The 20,792-nt window shown below is 67.0% G+C and carries 19 protein-coding genes; 13 read left to right on the forward strand and 6 right to left on the reverse strand.

What is annotated here, in order from left to right:
* Positions 1 to 7 precede the first annotated feature (7 nt).
* Genes OXM58_05920 through OXM58_05930 form a run of 3 tightly spaced genes read left to right on the forward strand, consistent with a single transcriptional unit; the run spans position 8 to position 3,010 of the window.
* A complete protein-coding gene (locus OXM58_05920; protein MDE0147889.1) occupies positions 8 to 523 on the forward strand; it encodes a hypothetical protein in 516 nt (171 codons plus the stop codon).
* Positions 523 to 1,470: an AAA family ATPase gene (locus tag OXM58_05925; GenBank protein MDE0147890.1), complete on the forward strand. Its 948-nt coding sequence runs from the start codon at positions 523 to 525 to the stop codon at positions 1,468 to 1,470. Before OXM58_05920 ends, OXM58_05925 begins: the two co-directional genes overlap by 1 nt.
* 10 nt (positions 1,471 to 1,480) lie before the next feature.
* On the forward strand, positions 1,481 to 3,010 hold the full coding sequence (locus OXM58_05930; protein ID MDE0147891.1) for an SAVED domain-containing protein: 1,530 nt from the start codon (positions 1,481 to 1,483) through the stop codon (positions 3,008 to 3,010).
* Between the two features lie 301 nt (positions 3,011 to 3,311).
* Here the strand turns inward: OXM58_05930 and OXM58_05935 are convergent, their stop codons facing one another.
* The 6 genes from OXM58_05935 to OXM58_05960 form a co-directional block, all read right to left on the reverse strand.
* Positions 3,312 to 3,671: a hypothetical protein gene (locus OXM58_05935; GenBank protein ID MDE0147892.1), complete on the reverse strand. Its 360-nt coding sequence runs from the start codon at positions 3,669 to 3,671 to the stop codon at positions 3,312 to 3,314.
* An 876-nt stretch (positions 3,672 to 4,547) separates the two neighbouring features.
* Positions 4,548 to 5,696: a serine hydrolase gene (locus OXM58_05940; GenBank protein MDE0147893.1), complete on the reverse strand. Its 1,149-nt coding sequence runs from the start codon at positions 5,694 to 5,696 to the stop codon at positions 4,548 to 4,550.
* Between the two features lie 159 nt (positions 5,697 to 5,855).
* Positions 5,856 to 6,326, reverse strand: coding sequence for an OsmC family protein (locus OXM58_05945; GenBank protein MDE0147894.1), 471 nt, complete (start codon positions 6,324 to 6,326; stop codon positions 5,856 to 5,858).
* A 169-nt stretch (positions 6,327 to 6,495) separates the two neighbouring features.
* The gene (locus tag OXM58_05950) at positions 6,496 to 7,518 is read right to left on the reverse strand and encodes a zinc-binding dehydrogenase (protein ID MDE0147895.1); all 1,023 of its coding nucleotides are present in this window, start codon (positions 7,516 to 7,518) and stop codon (positions 6,496 to 6,498) included.
* Between the two features lie 71 nt (positions 7,519 to 7,589).
* Positions 7,590 to 7,823: a hypothetical protein gene (locus tag OXM58_05955; protein ID MDE0147896.1), complete on the reverse strand. Its 234-nt coding sequence runs from the start codon at positions 7,821 to 7,823 to the stop codon at positions 7,590 to 7,592.
* Positions 7,820 to 8,395 carry a helix-turn-helix transcriptional regulator gene (locus OXM58_05960; GenBank protein ID MDE0147897.1) on the reverse strand — a complete coding sequence of 192 codons (576 nt, stop codon included), beginning with the start codon at positions 8,393 to 8,395 and terminating at the stop codon, positions 7,820 to 7,822. Before OXM58_05960 ends, OXM58_05955 begins: the two co-directional genes overlap by 4 nt.
* A gap of 190 nt (positions 8,396 to 8,585) precedes the next feature.
* Here OXM58_05960 and OXM58_05965 point away from each other — a divergent pair, with 190 nt between their 5' ends.
* The 10 genes from OXM58_05965 (at position 8,586) to OXM58_06010 (ending at position 20,756) form a co-directional block, all read left to right on the forward strand.
* On the forward strand, positions 8,586 to 9,182 hold the full coding sequence (locus OXM58_05965; protein MDE0147898.1) for a recombinase family protein: 597 nt from the start codon (positions 8,586 to 8,588) through the stop codon (positions 9,180 to 9,182).
* A 30-nt stretch (positions 9,183 to 9,212) separates the two neighbouring features.
* Positions 9,213 to 10,778 carry a recombinase family protein gene (locus OXM58_05970; GenBank protein MDE0147899.1) on the forward strand — a complete coding sequence of 522 codons (1,566 nt, stop codon included), beginning with the start codon at positions 9,213 to 9,215 and terminating at the stop codon, positions 10,776 to 10,778.
* Positions 10,775 to 11,665 carry a ParB N-terminal domain-containing protein gene (locus OXM58_05975; protein ID MDE0147900.1) on the forward strand — a complete coding sequence of 297 codons (891 nt, stop codon included), beginning with the start codon at positions 10,775 to 10,777 and terminating at the stop codon, positions 11,663 to 11,665. Before OXM58_05970 ends, OXM58_05975 begins: the two co-directional genes overlap by 4 nt.
* A gap of 1 nt (position 11,666) precedes the next feature.
* Complete coding sequence (locus OXM58_05980; GenBank protein MDE0147901.1) at positions 11,667 to 12,563, forward strand: chromosome partitioning protein ParB; 897 nt, start codon at positions 11,667 to 11,669, stop codon at positions 12,561 to 12,563.
* Positions 12,564 to 13,040: 477 nt separating this feature from the next.
* Complete coding sequence (locus OXM58_05985) at positions 13,041 to 13,859, forward strand: phosphoadenosine phosphosulfate reductase family protein (GenBank protein ID MDE0147902.1); 819 nt, start codon at positions 13,041 to 13,043, stop codon at positions 13,857 to 13,859.
* A 220-nt stretch (positions 13,860 to 14,079) separates the two neighbouring features.
* Entirely contained in the window at positions 14,080 to 15,036 is a 957-nt protein-coding gene (locus OXM58_05990; GenBank protein ID MDE0147903.1) for a hypothetical protein, read from the forward strand.
* Positions 15,037 to 15,060: 24 nt separating this feature from the next.
* Positions 15,061 to 15,960 carry a hypothetical protein gene (locus tag OXM58_05995; GenBank protein ID MDE0147904.1) on the forward strand — a complete coding sequence of 300 codons (900 nt, stop codon included), beginning with the start codon at positions 15,061 to 15,063 and terminating at the stop codon, positions 15,958 to 15,960.
* Positions 15,960 to 17,318, forward strand: a complete 1,359-nt coding sequence (locus OXM58_06000; GenBank protein MDE0147905.1) for a VWA-like domain-containing protein — start codon at positions 15,960 to 15,962, stop codon at positions 17,316 to 17,318. Before OXM58_05995 ends, OXM58_06000 begins: the two co-directional genes overlap by 1 nt.
* A 172-nt stretch (positions 17,319 to 17,490) precedes the next feature.
* Positions 17,491 to 18,147, forward strand: coding sequence for a hypothetical protein (locus tag OXM58_06005; GenBank protein MDE0147906.1), 657 nt, complete (start codon positions 17,491 to 17,493; stop codon positions 18,145 to 18,147).
* A 167-nt stretch (positions 18,148 to 18,314) separates the two neighbouring features.
* The gene (locus OXM58_06010; protein MDE0147907.1) at positions 18,315 to 20,756 is read left to right on the forward strand and encodes a ParB N-terminal domain-containing protein; all 2,442 of its coding nucleotides are present in this window, start codon (positions 18,315 to 18,317) and stop codon (positions 20,754 to 20,756) included.
* Positions 20,757 to 20,792 lie beyond the last annotated feature (36 nt).

Raw genomic sequence — 20,792 nt, forward strand, 5'->3', positions numbered from 1 at the left:
TCGATCCATGTTCGATACCTACGCCATCACCGAAAGCGCGACCTTCACGGTCACGCATGCCCGCCACATGGCGGCGAAAGTCGCTACCGATCTCAAGCGCATGCAGCGCCTCTACGATTCTCCCAGCGACGCGGACATCGACGCCTACGAGGCCGAGGTAATCGCATTGCTGAAGGCGGGTTACCTCGGAACGGTTTGGTACGGCTTTAGACGAGATGGGCTCTGGATCGAGCCGACCATCAAATACACGCCGCGTGAGCTGTACGGCGCATCCGCAAGCGACGATGACCCCGGAAGGATCCGCCGCGGCGCAAACGTCTCCGGAGCCGACTTTTACAGCTACCTCACCTACAGCTCTTCTTGGAACAGCCTGACGGCGTATGAGCAGGATGCGTTCAAGAGGACCCTGCCGTTCTATCGCCGCGGCGCCGCTGAACCGGCGGTCTACGGCTATATTTCCCATGACAGGACGTATTCCTCGGGTTCACGAGCCCTCGATCGGTCCAGCGTGCGGAGCTACTGATGACCAACAAGCCGTCTGTCGACGAACTCTTCGAACGGCGGATCACATATCCCGACGTCGATACCCGGGAGCGTCTTGGCCAACTCGTCGGGCTGGATGAACAGAAGAGCCGGCTGACCAAAATCCTTGCCCTCCTCGTCAACCCGAACGGTCTTCAAGACTGGGCACGGCGGCATCAACAAGGGGCCGGGCACTTGATCGATGCGGTACTTCGACGGCCGCCCCTAGTCGTCCTCGCCGGAGATGTCGGTTCTGGAAAAACTGAACTTGCCGAAACGATCGGCGATGCCGTGGCACGCCAGGAAGACATCGACATCACGCTATTTCCTCTGAGCCTGTCCACTCGTGGACAGGGGCGGGTCGGCGAAATGACCCAGCTTCTCTCAGCGGCCTTCGACCACACGGTCAACGAAGCCATCAAGCTGAAATCGAGGTCTGGACAAGCACGCGGTGCTGTCATCCTGCTCGTCGACGAGGCCGACGCGCTCGCCCAGTCGCGGGAGGCTTCGCAAATGCATCACGAAGACCGCGCCGGAGTGAACGCGTTCATCCGCGGCATCGATCGGATCGCCAACGCTAGGCTCCCCGCGGCGGTCATAATGTGCACCAACCGCCTCGACGCCCTAGATCCGGCTGTCCGCCGACGAGCGGCAGACATCCTCCCGTTCTCGCGCCCGAACGAAGAGCAACGCGCGTTCGTTCTGTCTACAAGGCTTGAGCCGATCGGTCTGGACCGTCAGTATATCGAGGCCCTTGTGTCAGCCACTGGGCCGATCCGAGACGCGCGCCAATACGGCTTTACCTTCTCCGATCTCCTACAGCGTCTGCTCCCGGCGCTCGTTCTCGATGCATATCCCTCGCGTCCCATCGATGGTGCCCGCGCCGTCGAAATCGCTCAGTCCATGCAACCGACGCCTCCGTTTCAAGACGGCAAAGCAGCCTTGTGAGGACAATGCGATGACACAGGCTGTCGCCATCCGTCGCGACGGAGATACCTTCCAAGCGCGTCAGTTCTGGCTTCGAGCCGCACGTCTCCTCGACCCCAGGAGCCCCGTCACCCGTGTCGGCTTCGAAAGCGGCCCTAAGAGCTTTGACGACATATGGGTGGAGTACGAGCCAGGCCGTCAACCTCAGGCCCATGATGGAGCGCTGCTTCGACGCGAACATCTTCAGTGCAAATGGCACGTCGCGCCCGGGACGTATGGGTACGCCGACCTTGTCGACCCAGAATTCATCAATGCTAACACGCGCTCGCTGCTTCAGCGCGCGCATGATGCCCAGTTGGCCCATGCGCCTGACGGTACCGGAGCACGCTTCAAGCTCGTCACAAACTGGCAGATCGATCGCAGCGACCCTCTTGGTCCAATGATAAACAACCGCTCCGGCAGTATGCGCTTGGAGCGACTCTATGGCTCCAAGACGGACAGCAGCAAGGCTGGCGCTGTCCGAAAGTCGTGGCGCGAACACCTGGGAATCGACGAAGACGATTTACGAGTACTGGCGAATACCCTTGCTTTCAGTCACACTTCCGAGACGCTCGACGGTCTCCGCGAGCGCCTCGACGAAGTTTTTGACACGGTAGGCCTGGTACGAATCCCGCCGAACCAGAGCGCACTGATATACGATGACATTGTTTTCCATTGGATGGCACAGGGCCGCCAAGACTTCGATCCCACGACCTTTCGGGAGGCCTGTGCGCGAGAAGACCTGCTCGGCCAATCCCAGGGTCGTCGACGTGTTTATGGCGTTAAGTCTTTTGAACACGCCTTTGATCGTCTTGAAGATCGCTGCGACGGGGTTATCGATTTCGTGCCGATATTCAACGAACGATACATTCGAAACGATAGTGATTGGGAAGGCGAAATATATCCGAAGCTGGAAACGTTCTTGAAGAACGCAGCCAAGGCGCAGCCGAGACTGCGCCTCGCGCTCGACGCCCATACCACCCTCGCGTTTGCAGCCGGCTCAATCCTCAATATCAAGTCTGGTCGCCATGTCGAGTTGGAGCAGCGAACTCTTGGACGGCGCCTGTGGGCAGCCGATGACATGCCCCCAGATTCCGGTTGGCCCACACTCGACAGCTCCTCAGCAGATCTTTGCGCAGACCAAGACGATCTCGCTGTTGCCCTTGGAATCACTCACGACATCGTGGACCATGTGCGGCGCTACATCGACGTGCGACTGCATTCGGTTGGCAGGCTGCTCAGCCTCATACCCACGACGCGGCAAAGTGCACAGGTAGTAGCCAGTGGTCGACACGCATTCGACTTGGTTCAAGTAGCTAAGGATGCAATCCAGAGAGCGAAATTAAAGAAGTCTCAATCCGCTACTACGCATGTCTTCATCGCGGCGCCGAACGCCTTAACATTTTTCCTGGGTCAACAGCAGCCATTACTCGGCCGGGTTCGAATATATGAATTCGACTTCGAAGGCGAACGTGGGGGATCCTATACAGCTTCCTTAACGCTTCCTTTATCGCGTCGCTAGCCGCGCATTCGGCTCTCATATTGATGGCATGTCGGAAATTCTTGTCGATATCTGCTGCTCGCTAACCGACGTTACTGGCAATGGACTAAAGAATTGATCACAATATTGGTACTATTGGTCAAACATTTCTCTGACCACCTCAAGCGCCTTGTCTATTTCACTTATTCCTCCGGTAAGCTACCCAAACCCTTGCCACGAATTCCTGAAGTAAATCCGCAAGAAAAGTAGCTTCCTTTACCTTCTGCGCAACCGCGACTATATCATCCATCATCAAAAATCCCTGCTAGTGCGAACTTAAGAATTACTTCCCCGTGGTCCCAGAACCCCCGCTACCAAAATAGAAGCCTACCACTGTCCCGGCGATCCCCGTCAATGCTGCGACAACTTCCGTAAAGCGAGTACCAGTCGGTATCGCTGCTCCACCGAATACGAGAAAAATAACGAAGGAGCCCACGACAGTCAGCGCCAACATGGATCTCACAGAACCTTGGGGAAGAGCTAAACCCTTGAGAGCAACGTTGTCGGAGTTCTTTGCCTTCCATATGGCATAAATCGGAAGAGCAATAAGTACAAGTAGTAGCAATACTCCTTCAGCGATCAGCAAAGGCAAAATACTGCCCATTTCAATCGCGGTACTACTTGCTGTGTCTGTTTTTTCCATTGCGATACATCCTTGCCGTACGGTAGCTTCGCTCTACCTGTTTGGGAAAACTAATAGACTTGGTAAACAAACGCCTTGTCAAGCAGTATCAGTTCAAAGTACACCCCAGATTGTACTCACCCATCATAGATTCGCCGAATACGCTTGACAGTGGCGTTCCTTCTAGTTTCGTCGTCTATTCCGTAGCTGGCCCAGTGACCTCGTGTCGAACTGACGGCGCCACTGAATTTCTGTAGCCAAGGACAGTTGGGTTGCGCTGGGTTCGTCATCGTATCGTAACCGCGTGATTTCAAATTGAGGTCACTCTGCGGCGGCCTTCACCCGACTTCAATTCCACACCCCTCCACTATCTTCTTGCCTCATACGCAATCAACCGGGGAGGCGGGGCACGAACAAGCCCGCAACCGGCGGATCGGTAAGGTTTCTCGGCAACGAGGCTCGGCAACGGCAGGAGGGTTGGTCATCGTATAGATACCTGGTGGAATCAAAGTCTGAAGTATCCATTGCGTCTGCTGTCGAAATCAACAATGCGCCGAAGCTCACAGGCGTCCCGCAATGATCGACCAAGCCTGTGCGGGAACGCGCTTCCGTGCCCCTGCGCGTCCATGTTTCTGCCTGTTCTGTCATGGCGCGCCGGCCGCGGCCGGGTTGCCCGTCGCAATCCCAAGCCAGGCCTTGATTCTCCGGTCTGCCCGAATGAACGAGCGGCGCCGGCGGTCTTCGCACCGAAAGCACATGGTTTCAACCTGCTGTCCCTCGCTGGCTTCGCATGTCCCGGGTCTCCGACCGAACCCGTTCATGCGGCATTTCGAGAGTTCACTGCATCCCTCAGCGGCTTGCCGGCCCTGAATATCGGCTTCGTGCTTCCGATTCTCCTCACAGGCTGGCGTAGACCGCTTGTTCGTAGGCGGCGTAGGTCGCCATGAAGCGCGCTTCGACGAAGGGCAGCGACTGGGTCATGATGACCGCGGCGACGCCCCTGGCCGGGTCGAGCCAGTAATGGGTGTTGCACACGCCGGCCCAGCTCAGCGAGCCGGCGCTGCGCCGGCCGGGGATCGCCTCCTCGTTGCGCATGAAGGCGAAGCTGTGGGTCACCTTCGTGCCGGGGAACGGGTCGAAATCCGCCGTCACCGGCGGCGCGATCGTCACCATCTTCTCGAAGGCCAGCCCCTGCATGTGGTCCGCCGTCATCTCCGCGACCGCCTTCTTGGACAGGATGCGGTTGCCGTTCAGTTCGCCCCGGCGCAGCACCATGCGCAGGAAGCGCAGATAGTCCGGCGCGGTCGAATAGAGGTTGTGCCCCATGCCGTACATTTCCGGCTGCGACGGCGGCGCCAGCTCGAACGGGGCGAAGACGCCGTCCTCGCCGCGCGCCATCAGCTCGCACAGGTTGCCGGTCATGGCGTCGTCGAGCTCGAAGGCCGTGTTGGCCATGCCGAGCGGCTCGAAAATCTCCTCGCGGCAGAAGGCGTCGATGCGCCGGCCGTCCACCGCCTCGACGGCCTGGCCGAGCCAGTCGATGCCGACGCCGTAGCCCCAGCGCGTGCCCGGATCCGTCATCATCGGATAGAACAGCGACGCCTTGAGGCCGGACAGGATGGTCGGATGGCCGGTCGCCTCCATGTAGCGGGCGACATCGCCGTTCCAGAACTCGTATTCCAGGCCGCTGGTGTGGGTCGCCAGGTGGCGCAGGGTGGCCCGGGTCTTCGGCGCGCGCATGACCGGCGTGTCGCCGTCGAAGCGGTCGAGCACCTGGACGTTCGCAAATTCCGGCAGGATGTCGTCGACCGGCGTGTCGAAGCGCATTTTCCCGCGGTCGATCAGGATCGTCGCGGCGACCGCGCCGATCGCCTTGGTCATCGAGAAGATGCGGAACACCGTGTCCTCGCCGGCCGCCCGGCCCGGCGCGGCCTCGCCGACGGCGCCGCTGTAGCGCACCCCGTCGGCGTCGCCGACCATGCCCACGGCGAACGGCACATCGTCCTGCGCCACCGCCCGTTCCAGAACCCCGTCCATGCCCGACATGCCGTTTCCTCCGCTTTGCCCGATCCGCCCTTGCGGCGGCGTCCGCTTACGGTACGACGAAAGCGGCCTAAGGGCGAGAGGATAGGGGCGAGGGGGAAGGGGCGACGGAGAAGGGACGGCGGCAGCCAGAGGGGCCGGGGCCCAAGGGGGAATCGAGCCTTACGCCGTCACGATCTCCGGCGCGTGCTCGACCGGGAAGTTGACCGAGCGGGCGATGAAGCACATCGCGCCCGCCTTTTCGTGCAGCCGTTCCGCCATTGCCGGATCGCTGTCGCCGGTTATCGTCACCCGCGGCCGGAGCGTGACGCCGGTAAACTCGCCGGCGCCGTCGGCATGGGTCCGCATCGTGCCCTCGGCGCGGTCCTCGTAGGCCGTGACGACGACCCTGGCGCTGGCGCACAGATGCAGGTACCAGAGCATGTGGCAGGCCGAGAGCGCGGCCACCAGCAGGTCCTCCGGATTGTGCCGGTCGGCATCGCCCCGGTAGGCCGGATCGGCCGAGCCGCGGAGCACCGGCTTGCCCGGGCAGGCGATGTCGTGCTCCCGGCCGTAGCCCCGGTAGCGGCGCGTGCCCTCGCCCCGGTTGCCGGTCCAGGTGATCGTGGCGGTGTAGGTGTGGTCCTTCGGCATAAGTCCCCCCGCCTGGAAGATCGTGACGATACCGCCCAACCCGTCCCGGCCGGCGTCACGGAAGGGCGCCGATCGCCGGACGATCTTGCGGACCGTCTCTTGCCCAACAAAATATAAGTTTGTTGGGCAAGGCTTGCTCCAGGGACCGCGCCTGACCGCTGAGTCCCGCTCAGAACCGCGCGACGATCTTGCCGAACACGTCGCGGTTGCGGAGGCGTTCGATGGCGGCCGGGAAGTCCGCCAGAGCGATCTCGCTGTCGATGACCGGCAGGATGCCGGCGGCCATCTTGTCCAGGCTCTCCCGGCAGTTGCGCACCGACGAACCGAACGAGCCGATGATGCGCAATTGCTGCTGGAACAATGAATAGAGGTTGGTCGGCGCGCTGACGCCGCTGGTCGAGCCGCAGGTCACCAGCCGGCCGCCGCGCTTCAGCGACAGCAGGCTGCCGGGCCAGGTGTCCGGCCCGACATGCTCGAACACGACGTCGACGCCCTGCCGGCCGGTCAGCCGCCGGACCCGGCCCTCGAAGCGCTCTTCGCGATAGTCGATGACATGATCGGCGCTGAGCGCGGCGGCCTTCTCGGCCTTGTCCGCGCTGCCGACCGTCGTGATGACCGTGCAGCCGATCGCCTTCGCCATGCGGATCGCGGTCGAGCCGATGCCGCTGCCGCCGGCGTGGACCAGGATGGTCTCGCCCGGCTCCAGCTGCGCGTTGTCGAACAGCATGTGCTGCACCGTGGCGAAGGTGACGGTCGTGCAGGCCGCCTGCACCGCGCTGACGCCGTCCGGCACTTTCAGCACCCGCGCCGCCGGGGCGACGAGGCGCTCGCGGGCCAGCCCGTCGACGTGGAAGCCCATGATGCCGCCGATATCCTCGCACAGGTTTTCCTGCCCGGCCCGGCAGCGCCGGCAGACGCCGCAGAACAGGCCGGGATAGACGATGGCGAGGTCGCCGGGCCGGACATGATCGACGCCGGGGCCGACGGCCTCGACGACGCCTGAACCTTCCACGCCGACGATCAACGGCAGCGCCCGCTTGGCGAAGGCCATGCCGCGCACGCCGAACAGGTCGATATGGTTGAGCGACAGGGCCTGCATGCGCAGCAGCACCTCGCCGTCGCCGGGCGGCGGCGGATCGGCGACCTCGTCGAAGCTCAACTGCTCTTCCTCGATCAGGCGCAGGGCACGCATCCGTATTCCTCTAATGGTGGACCGGTCGTGGATGTGGCGGCGACCCGACGGACGGGCAATGGCTGCAATTGTCACGAGGCCGGGACGAGATCGGCCCGGTCGATCTTCTGCCGGATCATCGCGTCGACCGCCGACTCGGAGATATGGCCGTAATGGAGTTCCGTGGTCATGCTGGAATAGTGGCCGAGCTGCCGCGCCACCACCGCCGGCGGTACGCCCGATGCGACGCCATGATCCACGCCGGCAGCGTTGTTGAGGCCGGTCTCCATAACTGAATGGATCGGCCGTTGCCGTTCCGGCGTCACGGCTGCAGTCTGTTTCCGGCCCCGGGCCTCGCGACGACCAGATGAAGGATCTTCAGAATTGTGCTCCGTTCGTTGGCCGCGAAGGTCCGGAAGAGTGCCACCAGCTCACGCTCGCCGACGTCCCGAAGCTCCTGCACCCTGAGCCGCAGTTCCGACTCCGGAAACCCGAAGGTCTGCATGATCCGGTCGCCGGTCGCTGGGGACGGGGGTTGTCCGTCCGGCCTGCTGCCGCTGCCGTTTCGGCCCAGCCATCCTTCGATCAGGCCGAGCTTCTCGAGCATGCGGATGTTCGTCGCGGAGGGCATCGCCACGCCCCGCTCCCATTTCCCGATTGTCTTGTCCGAGACCCCGAGTCTGGCCGCTAGCGTATCGAGCGTATCTCCATCGGCCGTTCGCCTGAGCCGAAGTTCCCTGCCGAGCGCGCGATCGATCTTTCCCATCGGTATTCTCCCCTTGAGACCATCGATCTCGCAGGCTGGCAACGGGTTCGCCTGCCGCGACAAGCATTCCCGGAACGCCCGAACCGAGCGCAGCCCGGGAATCGCGATGCTTCCGGGCGCAAAAGCTGCCAATTCTCTATCCTTTTGAAACGACTGGATTATTCGGAAAAAAGTAACCTGTCGGTTACCTTTGCGGGCAAAAGGTTACTTTTGGGTGGTGGACGCTCGCCGCGTCCATCGCGACTCTCCCCCAAGTTTGCACAGCGTGGCGCCGCCGCCGGTTCGGTGGAGCGACACCCTGCACAGGAGGGGGAAGAATTCTGTGGCCGCTTGTCCCAACCCGACTGCCGCCGCCCGACCAGACCGGTCGTCCCCGAAGCGCCCGGCCGCGGGCTATCTGCGCTCCGCAAAGGAGCTCGAAGGCGACTCGCTCCGCCGGCAGATCGAAGCCATCGTCCGGTATGCCCGCGACCATGGCATGCAGCTCACGCGGCTCTATTGCGACGAGTACGGGAGCGGCCTGAGCATCGACGGCCGGACCGGCCTTCAGCAACTGTTCCGCGACATCGCGAGCGGCGCAGGGGATTTCGACACGATTCTGCTCCTCGATCCGAGCCGCTGGGGCCGGTTCCAAGACCCCGACCAGAGCGCCTGTATCGAAAATGCCTGCCGCCAGGCCGGCGTCGAGGTGCGCTACTGCGCCGAGGAGCACCTCGACCACGAAGATAGAGCGTGGTCCGCCACCGCCAGGAGGCTGAAACGGTACATGGCCGACGAGTACAAGCGCGAACTGGCCGCGCGCGAGCGCCGTGCCGCCACGACGGAAGGGGATGGCGACGCCAACCCCGGCGCGAACCCCCGCGGGGGCGCCGGCGCCGGGCCGGACGTAGACGTCGCCCGGCCGCCGGCGGCGCGTTGACCCGTTGCGGGACAATCGAAGGTCCGACCGGTGCCGAGTCCTCGACATCATTCCCAGCCGGAAGCGCCGCCGGGACGGCGCGCGGTCGCCTATGTCCGGATGTCGACCGGGCTCCAGCAGTATTCGACCGAAAACCAGATGGCGGCCATCGAGCACTACGCGGCCGAGAACGACATGGAGATCGTCGCCGTCTATTCCGACGAGGCCAGAAGCGGCCTGCGCTACGAGAACCGGCCGGGCATGCAGCAGATGCTGGCCGACGCGCTGAGCGACGAGTCCGGGTTCGATACGATCCTGGTTTACGACATCAGCCGCTGGGGGAGGTTCCAGGACACCGACGAGGCCGCGTCTCTCGAGTTCGCCTGCAAGAAGGCCAAGGTCCGAGTCCACTACTGCAAGGAGCAGTTCATCAACGACGGCAGCCCGATGGCTGCCGTGTTCAAGGCCCTCAAGCGCTCCATGGCCGGCGAGTACGCCCGCGAGCTCTCGGAGAAAGTGTTCGCCGGCCAGTGCCGGCTGATCGGGCTCGGCTTCCGCCAGGGCGGCATGGCGGGCTACGGGCTGCGCCGCATGCGCATCGACCAGAACCGCGTGCCCCAGGGCATCCTCGACCGCGGCCAGTACAAGAGCCTTCAGACCGACCGGGTGATCCTGGTTCCCGGACCGGAAGAGGAGGTGGAGACCGTCCGCTGGATGTACCGGCAGTTCGTCGACGGTGGCAGGCTGGAAGGCGAGATCGCCGCGCTGCTCAACGAGCGGGGTATCGCGACGGACCTCGGCCGGCCCTGGACCCGCGGCACCGTCCACCAGGTGCTCACCAACGAGAAATACATCGGCAACAACGTGTACAACCGGCACTCCTTCAAGCTGAAGGAGGCGCACAGGAACAACCCACCCGAAGAATGGGTCCGCGCCGACGGCGCCTTCGAGGCGGTGGTGGATCCGCAGCTGTTCTTTACCGCCCAGGGCATGATCCGGGAACGCAACCGGCGCTACTCGGACGACGAGATGCTGGCCCGCCTCGAAGGACTCCTGAAGAAGAAGGGCTATCTCTCCGGTTTCGTGATCGACGAGGCCGAGAACATGCCGTCGAGCGGCTGCTACGCCTCCCGCTTCGGCAGCCTGGTCCGCGCCTATTCCCTGGTCGGCTTCACGCCCGAGCGCGACTACCGGTATGTCGAGATCAACCGGGCACTCCGCCGGATCCATGCCGACGAGGTCGCCGCGGCGATCGCCGAGATCGAGGGGATCGGCGGCGCTGTCGACCGGGATCCGGGCAACGACCTTCTCACCGTCAACGGCGAGTTCACCGCCTCGATCGTCGTCGCCCGGTGCCGGCATACCGGATCCGGTTCCCGGCGCTGGAAGATCCGTCTGGACGCCGGGCTCGCTCCCGACCTGACCGTCGTTCTCCGCATGGACGACGTCAATGAAGCCATCCTCGACTACTACCTCCTGCCGCTTGCACTTCTCGAAACGAACCGCCTCGGGCTCGCCGAGGAGAACGGGCTGATGATGGACGCCTTCCGGTTCGACACGCTGGACCGCTTCTTCGCCATGGCCGAGCGGGCCCCGATTTCGGAGATCGCACGATGACGGACGCCGATTTCGAGATCGAGACGATTCCCATCGACCGCATCGCCGTGCTCAATCCCCGGGTGCGGGACGCCAGGAAGTTCGCCGGGATCGTCGACAGCATCGACAGGGTCGGCCTCAAGCAGCCCATCAAGGTCAGCCGGATCGCGGGTGCCGACGGCGCGCCCGCGTACAACCTCGTCTACGGACAGGGCCGGATGGAAGCCTTCCTCGCGCTCGGACAGACGGAGATCCCGGCGATCGTTACCGACCTGTCCGAGCAGGACAGCCTCGTCGAGAGCCTGGTCGAGAACATCGCCCGGCGCAGGCCCCGTCCCGGGGACCTGTTCCGGGCGATCGGCGAGCTCGGCAAGCGCGGATACTCGAATGCCCGGATCGGCGCCAAGATCGGCTATTCGCAGGAGCATGTCAGGCGCATCCGCAGCCTCCTCAAGGCCGGGGAAGAGCGGCTGCTGATCGCCGTCGAACAGGGAAAGATGCCGCTGCGGGTCGCCATCGCAATTTCCGACGCGGATAACGAGCGGGCGCAGGAGGTTCTTGTCGAAGCCTACGAGAAGGGCGAACTGACGCTCCGGCAGATGCCCGGAGCCCGGCGCGCGCTCGAGCACCGCCAGCGCTACGGCAAGGCGCAGAAGCCGGGCAAGGCCAGTCGAAAGCCGGCCGCCAAATCGGCACAGGCGGTTGCCCGCGACCTCAAGGAGGCCGTGAAGAGCCACGCCCGGCTGATCGAGAGCGCGGACCGCGCCGCGGAACAGCTGGATGCCCTCGTGACGGGCCTGCGCCTGTTGATGTCCCAGGACCATTTCCGCGCCGTGCTTCGCGCAGAGGGAATGCGGACCATGCCGGCTCCGCTGGCCCGTCTCGTCGAAGCGCCGGAGGAGGCGTGACATGTCCGGCGAGGTGACGATGGGGTTCGAGCGGGAGAGCGTCACGGTCGCGCTCGCCGACATTCTTCCTTCGAAACCTGTCGACGGCACCGTCCGCAAGAGCCGGAAATTCCTGCAGATCGCCGCATCCGTCCGCGAGATCGGCATCGTGCAGCCTCCCGTCGTGGCGCGGCCGCCCGGGCTGAAGGGCAAGTATCTGCTGCTCGACGGCCATCTCCGGATCGACATCCTGAGGGACATGGGCGTCGCCGAAGCGGCCTGTCTGGTCTCCGTCGACGACGAGGCTCTCACCTACAATCGCGAGGTCAATCCGATCACGCCGATCCAGGTGCACCGGATGATCCTGAAGGTGATCGCGCGCGGCGTGTCGGAGCGGCGCATCGCGCAGGCCCTGGACGTCAATGTCGAGACCATCCGCACCAAGCGCGACCTCCTGAACGGCATCTGTCCCGAGGTGGCGGCGCTGCTCAAGGACAAGGACTGTCCGATCAACTCGTTCCAGGCGCTCAAGAGGGTCAAAGCCCTCAGGCAGTACGAGATTGCGAAGACGATGGTCGGGATCGGCACCTATTCGGTCGCCTATGCGAAGACCCTGGTCGACGCGAGTTCGCCGGATCAGCTGGTGAACCCCGGCAAACCCGCGACACGCAGGAGGATTTCCTCCGAGGAAATGGAGCAGATCGAACGGGAGCTGGCGAACCTCAGGGGAGAGCTCGAACGGATCGAGGCGAACTTCGCTGCCGACCATCTCAATCTAGCGCTCGCCGTCTCCTATGTCCGTTCCCTGCTCCGCAACGCCGAGGTCGACCGCTATTTCAGGAAGCATCAGGAAGAGCTTCGGCAGCAGTTTCAGGAGATTTGCGAGTCAACGGCGCTGTCATCGGAGGCCGCCGGGTAGCGCGGAGGCGGCGGCCAGCGCCGACATGCCGGTCCGCTCGCCTCCGGGGGGCGACGGCCGGCCGAGATGGGGACCCGGACCCGACAAGCGCGGGGACCGCGGGAGAAGCCGCACTGTGGGGCGGATCGAGCGCGGCGGTGGGGATGGCGGCGAACCCGTTCGGAGCCCACCAGGCCGGCCGTCATAGGGCCGGCCGCGGGGGCGGCCGATCCGCGGTCGCCCCCGCCGAGGAGCCGGCGCATGCGTTCGCGACGGGTAGCCCGGCGCGGCAATGGAAGGCCGCACGAACACGCGCCCACGCAATTCCACCTGCGCCAGGAATACGCCGATTCGATCGCACCCCCAGCCCCTTGGGCGGCCGGCGGTTTCGATCGTCGCGTAATGGCATCACGCCATTGGAAGGCCGGGGCCGGCTTTGCCCGGGCGCAGTCCGGGGCCGGAGCGCGGTCCCCGCGCCACCAACCGGGAGTCCCGTCCATGGCCGCCGAACATACCGACCTTCGCATTCCCCCGGAGTGCACCGAATTGATCCGGGCCGGCGCCCTCGTCGCCGTCAATCACTCGGGCGGCAAGGACTCGCAGGCGATGACCATCCTGTTGTCGCGGATCGTTCCCCGAGAACAGATCGTGGCGGTTCACGCCCCGCTCGGCGCGGTCGAGTGGCCCGGCACGATCGGGCACATCGAGGCCACGCTGCCCGAGGGCGTACCGCTGATATTCGCGCCGGTCGCATCCGGCAAGACCCTGCTGGAACGGGTCGAAGAACGCGGCCTCTGGCCGTCGAGCAAGGCGCGCTGGTGCACCTCGGATTTCAAGGCCGGACCGATCCGGCGGGAGCTGCGCCGCTATCTGAAGGCCCATCCGCGCTTCGGCGGCCGGCTCGTCAACGCGATGGGCATGCGCGCCGGGGAGAGCCCGGCGCGCGCCAGGAAGACGCCGTGGCGGCGTAACGACCGCATGAGCGTCGCCGGCCGTGAGGTCTTCGACTGGCTGCCGCTCTTCGATCTCTCGACCGAGGACGTGTTCCGTGTCATCCGCGTCGCCGGCCAGACGCCGCACTGGGCCTACGCCGCCGGCATGTCGCGGCTGAGTTGCAGCTTCTGCATTCTGGCATCCCGCGCCGATCTGCGCCGGGCGGCCGAGCTTCGCCCGGGGCTCTACCGCGCCTACGCGGCACTAGAGCAGCGCATCGGCCACACGCTGTCGCCGACGCGCCGGCCGCTTCCGGAGATGACGGGCGTGCCCCCGGGCGCCCGCAGGGACCTCGAAGACCTGACCGGCCTCGGCGAAACCTGACCGCGCATCGGCCCGGCGCCGGCTCCCCGCAGGGCGCGACGGCCAGAACCCTTGCAGGAAGATGAGGAGTGGCGAGGCCGTCGACGGGGCGAAGATTCGAGGCCCGTGGGCGTCGAATCGCGCCTTCTCCCCGTCCTTCCGGAGCACGCCGATGACCGATCCCGACACCGTATCCGCCGACTAAACGCTGCGCCCGAGCGAACTCGCGGCGACCCTGGCGGTGCTGGTCGAAGCCCGCCAGCCGACGATCCTCTGGGGCGCCCCGGGCTGCGCCAAGAGCGCGCTCGCCCAGCAGGTCGCCGCCGAAGCGAGCCGCCACTATCTCGACGTGCGCACGCTGCTGCTCGACCCCGTCGATTTGCGCGGCATCCCCTGGCGCGACGCCGACGGCCGCACCCGCTGGGCGCCGCCGGCCTTCCTGCCGCCCGCCGGCGATCCCGGCCGCTGGCTCGTCAACCTGGAGGAGCTGCCGTCGGCGGTGCCCATGGTGCAGGCCGCCCTCTACCAGCTCGTGCTCGACCGCAAGGTCGGCGAATACGAACTGCCCGAGGGCGCCTCGCTCATCGCCTGCGGCAACCGCGAGAGCGACCGGGGCGTTGTCCACCGGATGCCGACGCCGCTGGCGTCCCGCTTTGTCCATCTGGAGATCCGGGTCGATGCGGAAGACTGGCTCGCCTGGGGCGCGGCCAACGGCATCGCGCCGGAGGTGCTGTTCTACATCCAGATGCGCCCGGACCTGCTGCACAGCTTCGATCCCCAGTCGAAGGAGAAGGCGTTCTGCTGTCCGAGGACCTGGGAGATGGTCTCCGGCATCGTCAACCAACGGGGCAACCTCGACCCCACTGTGGAACGGGCGCTCTTCAGGGGCACGGTTGGCGAAGCCGCAGCGGTGGAGTTCTCCGCCTTCCTCAAGGTCTGGCGCGAGCTGCCCCATCCCCGCGCCGTCCTCGACGATCCCGAGAACGCGATCGTGCCGGACAATGCCAGCGCCCTGATCGCGCTCTGCGGCTCGCTCTACCGCATGGCCGACGACATCACGCTGGCCTCGATCGTCACCTACGCCCAGCGCCTGCGCCGCGAGGTCGGCGAGTTCCTGGTCGGCTCCTGCATCCGCCGCGATCCCGACCTCCAGCGATCGCCCGCCTTCATCCGCTGGGCCGCCGCCCGCACCCAGTAGCAACCCCTTCGGGAGAACAGCCCCATGAATCTCAGCCATGACGCCATGCTGGTGAGTCTTCGCATCGCCGCCTGGTCGGGCCGGCAGTACGACCGCAAGGCCAGCACCCACGTCGCCGTCCACCACGAGGCAAGCGTCAGCGCCGGCCGCTACAACAAGTGCCTGCTGCCCAGGGCCGCCTTCGCCGCGCTCACCGCCACCATGAGCGCGGCGCGCAGCACCCACTACGCCCAGACCCTGCCCTGGGACGACCAGGGCAGCCGGCTGCTCACCGTCGCCAACTACGAGCGCTACACGGAACTGATGGGCGGGCTGCGCGAGCGCATGGTCCGCGAGCGCGCCCGCTTCATCGAGGACTACGACGACAACATCGATCGGGCCCGGCTCGAATTGGGCCAGCTGTTCCGCATCGAGGACTATCCCTCGAAGGAGGCGCTCCGGGGCAAGTTCGGCCTGCGCTACCGGATCGTCCCGGTGCCGGACGCCGACCATTTCATGGCGAAGCTCGCCTCGGACGACACCGAGCGCGTGAAGCGCGACATCGAGCGCCAGGTCGAGGAGCGCCTGCGCGACGCGGTGGGCGACCTCTACCGGCGCCTGGGCGAGGCCGTCGAGCGGGTCTCCGAACGCCTTCAAGAGGACGGCGAGGGCAAGCCGCTGGTGTTCCGGGACTCGATGATCGGCAACATCCGCGACCTGGTCGACGTCGTGCCGCGGCTCAACATCTTCGGCGACGAGACCCTGGCGCAGCTCTGCCAGCAGGTGAAGGACAGGATCGCCGGTGTCGAGCCGGATGCGCTCCGGCCGTCGAAGACCTTCGATCCCGCCGCCCGGGCGCGGGTCAAGCGTGACGCCGACGCCCTGGCGGAGAAGTTCGCGGGGTATTTCGCGCCGCAGCCCGAACCCGCACGGGAGGCCGCGTGATGGCCGCCCGCATGCGCTCGGAATCCGCGCAGCGGGTCAGCGGCTGCGTCACCGCGCTGCTGCGCGAGCAGCCCTTCTTCGGCAGCCTCGCGCTCCGCCTGCCGGTCCGTCCGGACGCGGGCCGCGAGACCTTGGCGAGCGACGGGCGGGAGATTCGCTATTCGCCGCAATGGATCGCGGAGACCGACGCCCACGTCATCGAGACCGCGATCGCCCGGGTCGTGCTGGCCTGCGCGCTCAAGCACCACACCCGGCGCGGCGAGCGCGACCCGGAACGCTGGCAGCGCGCTTCCCAGTTGGTCACCCACGGCCTGCTGCGGGACGCCGGCTTCACCCTGCCGCCCGACGCCGAGGCCTGGGACGGGATCAGCGTCGAGCAGGCCTACGACCGGCTGCCGGCACCCGAGCCGGACGCGCCCGGCAACGGCGGCAGTCCGCCGTCCGGCGGCGCCGGCGCTTCCGGCGATGACGCCGCGCCATCCGGCCCTGACGATTCGGACGATCGAGACGGGGCGCCAAACACCCAGAACGACGGCAGCGCCGGGAACGACGATTCTTCCGACGGTCCGGAGCAGCCGGACGGCGCATCCCCGGACCGCAGCGGTTCCGGCGCGCCGCCGAGCTGCGACCCGTCCGGCACCGGGGAGGTCATGGACGCGCCCGCCGGCGGCGAGAACGACGACGCTTCCGCGCCGTCTCCGAGCGTCGTCGCCGCCGAGGAGCAGGCGTGGGACGAGGCCATGCACCAGGCGCTCAACCTCGCCAAGGCCCAGGGCAAGACGCCCGGCGCCGTCGAGGAAACCATCCGGAGCGCTCATGCCGGCATGCTCGACTGGCGCGCGCTGCTCCGGCGTTACATGACCGACGCGGCCAAGAGCGACTACAGCTGGAGCGTGCCCAACCGCCGCTTCATCGACTCCGGCCTCTACCTGCCGTCGATCCGCTCGGAGGGCATGGACGCGATCGCGGTCATCGTCGACACCTCGGGCTCGGTCGATACCGACGCGCTGGCCGCCTTCTGGTCCGAGGTGCGCGAGGTCGCCGCCGAGATCAGGCCGGAGCGGGTCGTCGTGCTCCAGGTCGACGCCGCGGTGCAGGACGCGTCGGAGTACGCCCCCGACGATCTCCCCGGCGAGATCGCCGTCCGGGGTCGGGGCGGCACCGACTTCCGGCCGGGATTCGCGTGGCTGGACAAGCAGGACGTGCGGCCCGCGGTCTGCCTCTACTTCACCGACCTGGAGTGCGACCGTTACCCGGAGGCCGAGCCCGGCTTCCCGGTGCTGTGGTGCGACTGGCGCCCCGGCGCCGGCCACCTCGACGCGCCGCCGCCCTGGGGCGAGCGCATCGCCATCGCCTGAGCCCGGCCCCGCGCCGGTGTCGATCCACCGGCGCTGGCCGGCCGCGCGCCGGCTCCGCTGGCTCCAGGCCTTCTGCCTCGCCTGGATTCGCCTGGCAGACCGGTGACGGCCGCAACGCCGGTTCCCCGTAACCTGCAACCAACCCGACCGCACCGTCGGAGGAGCGACCGCCATGCCCGCCGTCCACCCGTCGCCCGAAGCCGTCCGCCTCGCCATGACGCGGATCGAGCGCGCCATGGCCGCCTACGGCGGCGACCGGGAGGCCCCCATGGACTGGGGGATCGTCCACCGCCACCGCTGCCGCACCGTCGCCTGCCATGGCGGCTGGTACGCGCTCGGCCGCCTGATCGGCCACCCCGCGGTCCGCTGGCGCCATGAAGAGACCTTCTACAAGGATCCCGGCGAGACCATGATGGCCCTGCGGCCGGACGGGCAACTCACCCACCTCATGTACTACGAGGGCGCGCACCTGCTCGCGCGCGACCTCGGGTTCATGAACGCCCCCGCGCTGAAGGGCTGGGCGGAGCGCCACCCGGAGCTCTGGGGCAACCGGCACGGCGCGCGGATGTTCGCCGGCGACGGGGCGGTCGCCTTCGGCAAGCCGCCGTTCACTCCGGTCATGGTGAGCGGGATCGTCGCCTGGTGGCGCGCGGTCGCGGACCGGCTCGATGCGGCGATCCCGGTCCACGCCAGGCAGACGGCAACGCTGGCCGCCCTCGAACGCTACGACGTCTACGCCCGGGACCGCATCGCGGTCGAGCCCTGCGCGGGCGGCTGGCGACTGGTGCGCCGGCCGTACCCCGACACCCTGCTGCCGCTGCACGCCTGACTGCGTCTTCCCGGTGGCGCAACCTCCCCGCCGCACCTCGGCTCTGCCCGCTATGCCGCCGAGAGTCGGAGCGGGGCGACGGTCCGGGCGGCGCTGACGAGGCCGGCGGGTGCCGTTCTCCCGACGCCTCTTCCGTGCAATTCCACACACCACCGAGGGAGGTTCGCATGAACCGCATCGCCCCCGGGGCCGAGTTGTGCATCAGGGAGATTCCGCTCTCCCGGCTTTCGCTCGCCCCCGAAAACGTCCGCAAGACCCCGCCCGATCCCCAAGCCGACGCCGCGCTCAAGGCCTCGATCGCCGCTTTCGGGCTGCTGGAGAATCTGGTCGTCCGGGCCGACGAGCCCGATGAGCATGATGGCGAACGCTATGCCGTGGTCGCCGGCGGGCGCCGCCTCAAGGCCATGCGGGACTTGGTCGAGGACGGCGTGCTGGATGCCGGCAATCCGGTCCCCTGCCAGGTCAGGTCCGGCGACGCCGAGCCCGGCGAGGTCTCGCTGGCCGAGAACGTCATGCGCATCCCCATGCACCCGGCCGACCAGGTGACGGCCTTCGCAAGGCTCGCCGACGCCGGCCGGCCGGTCTCCGCCATCGCCGCGCGCTTCGGTACATCCGAGCGCATCGTCGAGCAGCGGCTGCGCCTCGGCAACGCCGCCCCGGAACTGCTCGACGCTTACCGGGCGAACAGGATCGACCTCGAAGCGCTGAAGGCCTTTGCGGTTACCGCCGACCGGGAGCGCCAGATGGCGGTCTGGGAACAGGTCTCGGCCCAGGGCCACCGCCCGTCCGCCGCGCAGGTGAAGCGCCTGCTCACCGAGGAGCGCGTGCCGGGCAGCACGGCGGTCGCGAAGTTCGTCGGGGTCGACGCCTACGAGGCCGCCGGCGGCACGGTCATGCGCGACCTGTTCGCCGATGAACACGAGAACGGCGTCTGGTTCGAGGATCCGGTGCTGCTCGAGGCGCTCGCCATGGCGAAGCTCCAGGCGGCGGCCGACGAGTTGTCCACCCGCTGGAAGTGGGCCGTCCCCATGATCGAGGCCGCATGGGACGACACCGCCTCCTGCGGCCGCATCGAGCCGCAGCCCGGCGCGCCGACGGACGAGGAAAGCGCGGAGATCGGGAAGCTGGAGGCCCGGCAGGCCGAACTCGCCGAACTCGACGACGACCAGTGGACCGAAGAGCTGCTGGCGGAAGCCGAGTCCATCGAGACCCGCCTCGACGAGATCGAGGGCGCCGTCGAGGCACGGGCCATGTGGCGGCGCGAGGACTTCGCGATGGCCGGCTGCATCGTCACGATCGGCCGCGAGGGCGCGCTCCAGGTCATTGCCGGCCTCGTGAAGCCCGAGGACATGCCGAAGCCGGCAGAGACGGACCGGACCGGCACCCAGGCCGGCAACGGCCGCGACCCGGCCGCCACCGCCGGCGTCAACACCGCCGGTCAGGCCGTTCACACCGCCGTCCCGGCCGTTACCCGGCCCGTGGCGGGGCCGAGGGACCGCAAGGCCGAGGCGCGCAAGGAGGCCGGCGTCGGCATCGGGCTCGCCGACGACCTGCGCGCGATCCGGACCGCGCTGGTCAAGGCGCATCTCGCCGGGGACTTCGAGGCCGCCTTCGACCTCCTGCTGTTCCAGATGGGCCGCGCGGTGTTCACGCCGGGCTATCGCGACGACGCCCTCGACATCACGGTCAAGGAGACCCCGGACCGGCCCAACATCCGGATGAACGATGCGAACTTCGCGGACTGGTCGCCGGGCGAGGCGATGCTGGCGGACCGCTCGCACCTGTCGCTCGACTGGCTGGAGATCCGGGACGACGGCGAGTCCTTCGCGGCGCTGCGGGCCTTGTCCCGGGCCGAGAAGGAGGCGCTGTTCGCGGCCTGCGTTGCGCGCACGGTGAACGGCCAGCTCGCCTTCGAGTCCCAGGCCCGGCCCGAGCTCGAAGCCACCGTGGCCCGGCTCGACATCGACTTCGCGGCCCATGTCCGCCCGACCGCCGACATGCTGTGGTCGCGGATTACAAAGAGCCGCGTCCTCGACATCGCCCGCGCGGTATTCGGACTGCCCTGGGCGTCGGCGCGGTCCAAGTACAAGAAGCCCGCGCTGGCCGAGGCCATGGAGGCTGCCTTCGCCGCCGGCGACCCGCCGATCGGCGTCAGCCCCGCGATGCACGCCAGGGCGCTGGCTTGGGTCCCGCCCGGGTTCGCGGCGTTCGACACCGGCCGGACGGTCGGAGACGCCGAGGACGTCGAGGACGCCGCGACGGAAGCCGCCGCGACCGCGCCGGGCGGCGAGCAGGAGGCCGCGGAACCCGCCGCCGATACCGGAACCGCGCCGCCCGCGGCCAACGGCAACGGCCATGCGCCGGCGCCCGAAGAGGGGACGTCCAAGGGCAATGCGCCGGACGGGGATGCGCCGGGCGGCGATACGCCGGGCGGGAATGCTGCCGGCGCCGAGGGCGGCAACGCCGGCGAGCCCGGTCCCGACCCCGCCGTCGCGGGCGGGCCGGACGGCATCGCCGCAACCGGACCGGTCCCGCCGGTTCCGGCCAACGGCCACGACGCCACCCCGGACCCGATGGCGATCCCCGAATTCCTCCGCCGCGTCCAGTAACCGTCCCGCCCCGAGGAAGCGCCCCGTCCGGTCTGT

The organism is Rhodospirillaceae bacterium, assembly GCA_028819475.1.
Taxonomy (GTDB): domain Bacteria; phylum Pseudomonadota; class Alphaproteobacteria; order Bin65; family Bin65; genus Bin65.